4 protein-coding genes and 1 pseudogene are annotated in these 4,312 nt (G+C 37.6%); 1 reads left to right on the forward strand and 4 read right to left on the reverse strand.

The window, feature by feature from the left end; all coding sequences use genetic code 11:
* Positions 1–195: 195 nt before the first annotated feature.
* From AB1397_03655 to AB1397_03665, 3 genes are all read right to left on the reverse strand, one after another.
* Complete coding sequence (locus tag AB1397_03655; GenBank protein MEW6482083.1) at positions 196–375, reverse strand: LuxR C-terminal-related transcriptional regulator; 180 nt, start codon at positions 373–375, stop codon at positions 196–198.
* Between the two features lie 70 nt (positions 376–445).
* Complete coding sequence (locus tag AB1397_03660) at positions 446–2,038, reverse strand: FMN-binding glutamate synthase family protein (GenBank protein ID MEW6482084.1); 1,593 nt, start codon at positions 2,036–2,038, stop codon at positions 446–448.
* A 115-nt stretch (positions 2,039–2,153) separates the two neighbouring features.
* Positions 2,154–2,888: a GAF and ANTAR domain-containing protein gene (locus AB1397_03665; GenBank protein MEW6482085.1), complete on the reverse strand. Its 735-nt coding sequence runs from the start codon at positions 2,886–2,888 to the stop codon at positions 2,154–2,156.
* A gap of 133 nt (positions 2,889–3,021) precedes the next feature.
* Here AB1397_03665 and AB1397_03670 point away from each other — a divergent pair.
* Positions 3,022–3,167, forward strand: a pseudogene (locus AB1397_03670) (IS481 family transposase).
* Between the two features lie 308 nt (positions 3,168–3,475).
* Here the strand turns inward: AB1397_03670 and AB1397_03675 are convergent.
* The gene (locus tag AB1397_03675) at positions 3,476–3,754 is read right to left on the reverse strand and encodes a type II toxin-antitoxin system Phd/YefM family antitoxin (GenBank protein MEW6482086.1); all 279 of its coding nucleotides are present in this window, start codon (positions 3,752–3,754) and stop codon (positions 3,476–3,478) included.
* Positions 3,755–4,312 lie beyond the last annotated feature (558 nt).

A 4,312-nucleotide genomic window follows, 5' to 3' on the forward strand; every position in this document is an offset into this window, starting at 1 on the left:
TTAAGTTTTATAAAATTTTTTCCCTTTTAATTCAAAATTCAACATTCAAAATTCATAATTTTATAAAGTTTTCCTTAAGATTATCTAAACACATACATTTTGTAAAGCGTTATGGAATCAACTATAATTTTTCAGAAATTGTTCTTTTAATCACAAAAAAAGTATAGACCTTTTTGGACAAATTGTCAATACAATTTACATTTTGTCCAGTAAGTTTTTCTTAATCTTTTCTTTATTAAGCACAGAAACATGGGAGATGCCAAGCTTTTTGCCTATCTCCCTTAAGGTATAGCCCTCTTTTAGAAAATTTGCCACCTCTCTTTCCCTTTGGGTTAATTTAAGATAAAAATTATATCCTCTATTTTTTCCCCAAATAAAGGTCTAGGGTAATTCAACTTTTGACTTATTTTTTTCTGCTCTTTTAAAAAGATGTTTAAGCGGCTCTCTACCCCCCCAATATCTTTTCTGCCTCTTCTCGGTAAGCATCCATAAGATGGGGAATGCCGGTAACCTTAGCACATTCCTCACTCAAAGACATAAGCTCATTGCGGGTAATTGAGCTAATCTTGAAGCATCTTGCACCTGCCATAAGTTGCTGAAGCCCTACCTTAATCTTTTGGACATAGCTGTAAATGCCAAGTGCACCAAGGGGGAGATTCTTCATCTCATCTTTGCCTAGCATATTGGCTACTTCCTCATAGCAAACGAAGATTTCATCTACTGTGCTGCCAAACTCGCTGACACTCCTTGGTAGATCATTTTTCTCAATCCATTCGGCAATATTCTTGCCCACCATTCCTGGAATCATTAAGGCTCTACCCATGCAGACTGCCTTGACAAAAGGAGCACCCAAAGCCAATGCCTTAAATACCCCATCTTCGCTGGAAAATCCACCGGCAAGAGCAATATCTGGCACCCTTTCGCCTTTATCTGCTAACTTCTTGCAAAATTCATAGGTAGCAGAATGTAAATAAAGGGAAGGCATACCCCATTCCTCCATCATCCGCCAGGGGCTCATCCCTGTTCCACCACCTGCACCGTCAATGGTAAGCAAATCAATCTTAGCTTTAGCTCCCCACTTTATCGCCATAGCCAATTCTCGCAAGCCATAAGCCCCTGTTTTTAGGGTAATTCTCTTAAATCCTATCTTGCGTAATCGTTCTACCTCATCATAGAATTCTTCTTCTTGGATAAAACCAAGCCGGCTATGCCGCTCAAACTCCTTAATCGCTTTATCCCTGAATGCTGCTTGAATAACTGGGTCTGATGGGTCAGGGGTAACAATGTATCCCCGTTTTTGTAATTCCTGTGCCCGCTCTAAACTCTTTACCTTAATTTCACCACCAATACACTTTGCACCTTGGCCCCATTTAAGTTCTATGGTCTCTAATCCATGCTTGCTATGGACATACTCAGCTACCCCAAGGCGTGTATCTTCTACATTCATCTGAACCAATATCTCACCATAGCCGCGATGATAGCGTTTATAGATTTCAATCCTTCTATCCATATCCGGGGCATTAACAATCTTCTTATTGGCATCTAATTCCAATTGTGGGTCAATACCACAAACATTCTCTCCACAGACTAATGTTACGCCACTGATTGCTGCACCAACCGCAAAGTGGTCCCAATTCCTACGAGCAATTTCCGTTGAACCAAGGGCCCCGGTAAAAATAGGAACCTGCATTTTAACCTTAATCTCCCAGCCATATTCGGTTTCGGTGTTTACCGCTGGAAAGGTTGCAGTATCAGGGTTTCCTGCCACACCTTGAGGTAGACCCTTTGCTCCCAAAGCATAGCCTTGAATATTAAGGTGGGAGTAATCAATAGGATAATTTTTGTCTCCCCCTGCGGTTATCTCGCCAAATGGCCCTGGATAGATTACCTCCCTACCCCTAAAGCTTGCTTTGAATACCTCGCAATTCCCCTTACAGCCATCGATACATCTGCTACACAACCCACTTGATGGCACTACGCTCCTTGAGCGATTAGATGTCTGGGTTGCATCATTCGCATTTGGTTGTTGTAAATTCATCTTTTCCTCCTTGCACCTTAAAAAACAAAAAGGTGCCTTTTTTTGACACCCTTGTCTAAATTTAATTTTCTCTACTACTCCATTGTATCAGATTACGAAAAATGATAGCATAAGATTAAAATTTTGTCAAAACATTTTTCTCAATCTCTTTAGTCAGAATAATTGCCTCCGCAATTTCTCGCATAGATTTGCGCATATTCATTGATTGATGCTGAATCCTTTTATAAGCCTCTTCTTCTGAAAGAGAGCATTCTTTCATCAGAATACCTTTTGCTTTCTCAACCAGCTTTCTGGTCTCTAATTCTTCCTGAATAATTTTGGTTTTAACCATCAAATTGGCATTTTCAATCGCTATTGCTGCTTGATTTGCCACAGTGGTTAAGGTATCAATTTCGCTTTTGGTAAATTTATGGGGACTAGAGGTATAGCTGGTCAAAGCTCCGATTACCTTTCCCTTAACACATAAAGGAACGCAGAGCAAAGAAACCAACCCCTCTTTTTTGGCCATCTCCTTATATTTATAATCTTTTTCTTTTGTTACATCCCTCACCGCTATAGGACGATTTTCGGCAACCACTTTTCCTGCAATCCCTTCTCCTATTTTTAGAGCTGGTTTTTGATTATATGCCTCGTAAAACTCCTTACTAATAGAATGGGTTGCCCGTATAACCAATTCTTGCTTTTCGGAATCCACAAGCATTATAGAGCATATCCGGGAACCCATTACCTCTGCGGTCACAGTGGTGATGAGAGAAAGGATATCTTCTAAATAAAGGTTAGAAACAATAGCCTCACTTACCTTAGAAACTGCCTTTAATTGTTTGGCATAAGATGGCTTTTTAGGTTGCATCTCTTTTTTATAAAAGCATAACAAATCTCCTTTGGTTTTGCCAAGAATTGATTTTTTGTACGTCCAGATGGGTATAGACATACTTACCACCTTAAGGAAAGAAAAAATACAAAACAAAGAGATTATTGAAAGGGCTTTGATATTAGGAATATCAAGACAGACAGTAAGAAGGGGAAGAGATGGTCCTTTAAAGGATTTTTCAAAGAGACCTAAACATTCTTCCCAAGGAAAACCAAGACTGAACTTGAGGATTTAATAATAAATGAAGCAAAGAGAACGTATGTGTTTAGCTCGGTGAGAATAAAATTGGGAAATAGGCACAAAGGCACAGAGGCACAAAGGCGAGAGAGTTTATTTATTACTTGCTTTCTTTGTGCCTTTGCCCCTTTGTGCCTAGGTATATAGGACAGCTAAACAACGGCTATGGTAATTTGGTTAAGAGAGAAGCTAAACACGTACCATAAAACAATAGCTCCGGGATAGCATCTTATCCTTACCCCTAATATGACTATCCATTAAAGCTAAAGATAATTCACTTCCTTCCTCCTCAATTAGCCATTTCATAATTACCGAGGCATCCAAAAAAATCATCCTTCTTCCCTCATCTGGCGAATTATTGAAGTAGTGTCTATGCCTTTGAGTTCTTCCCGGTGCTCTTTTCTCCATTGATCAATCTTTTTGGCAGTTAATTGAAGTTGTCTCTCTTTCCCTTCTCCTTCATATTTTTCCTTATAGTCCTCTATAGGAATCATTGCTACTAAAGGCTTATTAACCCTGGAGATAACAATAGGGTGTTTTTTGGTATATACCTCATCAATTACACTTCCAAACCTTTTTCTTACGGTTAAAGCATTTAATGTCTTCATTGTATTCACCTCCTCATATTACATATTATTAATACTATGATATATGATATGTCAACCTTTAAATTCCCTTAAGCAAAAATAATACTCCAGTTTCTACTATAGTTAATTCCATAACGCTTTACAAAATGTATGTGTTTAGATAATCTTAAGGAAAACTTTATAAAATTATGAATTTTGAATGTTGAATTTTGAATTAAAAGGGAAAAAATTTTATAAAACTTAAACCTTCAATTCAAAATTCAAAATTTAGAATTCAAAATTTCTTAAAAGGTGGATGAATTTTTAACAGATAAACACAACCCTATCTATTTTTGCACTAAGTAATGGAAGATACTATAATTGGTAGTGTATTGATTTTGCTTTTTGGTGGGTAGATTGGACATAGGATTTTGCAAGGTTTCCCTGGGCAAAAATATGGGCTGTTTTTGTGATTGACAAGTCATTTTCGCCACTAAATTTGAAAATTGGCTCTAATACTAAATCTAAGGCCCAATTTTTTCGGCACTACATATTTTGCACTTGACAAAAAATTACCTAATATTCTCTATTTTACTTAAA

The organism is bacterium (assembly GCA_040756715.1).
GTDB lineage: Bacteria > UBA9089 > UBA9088 > UBA9088 > UBA9088 > JBFLYE01.

Coding starts and splice junctions, on each gene's coding strand:
- AB1397_03660 (MEW6482084.1), bottom strand. CDS start 2,038: ATGAATTTACAACAACCAAATGCGAATGATGCAACCCAGACATCTAAT.
- AB1397_03665 (MEW6482085.1), bottom strand. CDS start 2,888: ATGCAACCTAAAAAGCCATCTTATGCCAAACAATTAAAGGCAGTTTCT.
- AB1397_03675 (MEW6482086.1), bottom strand. CDS start 3,754: ATGAAGACATTAAATGCTTTAACCGTAAGAAAAAGGTTTGGAAGTGTA.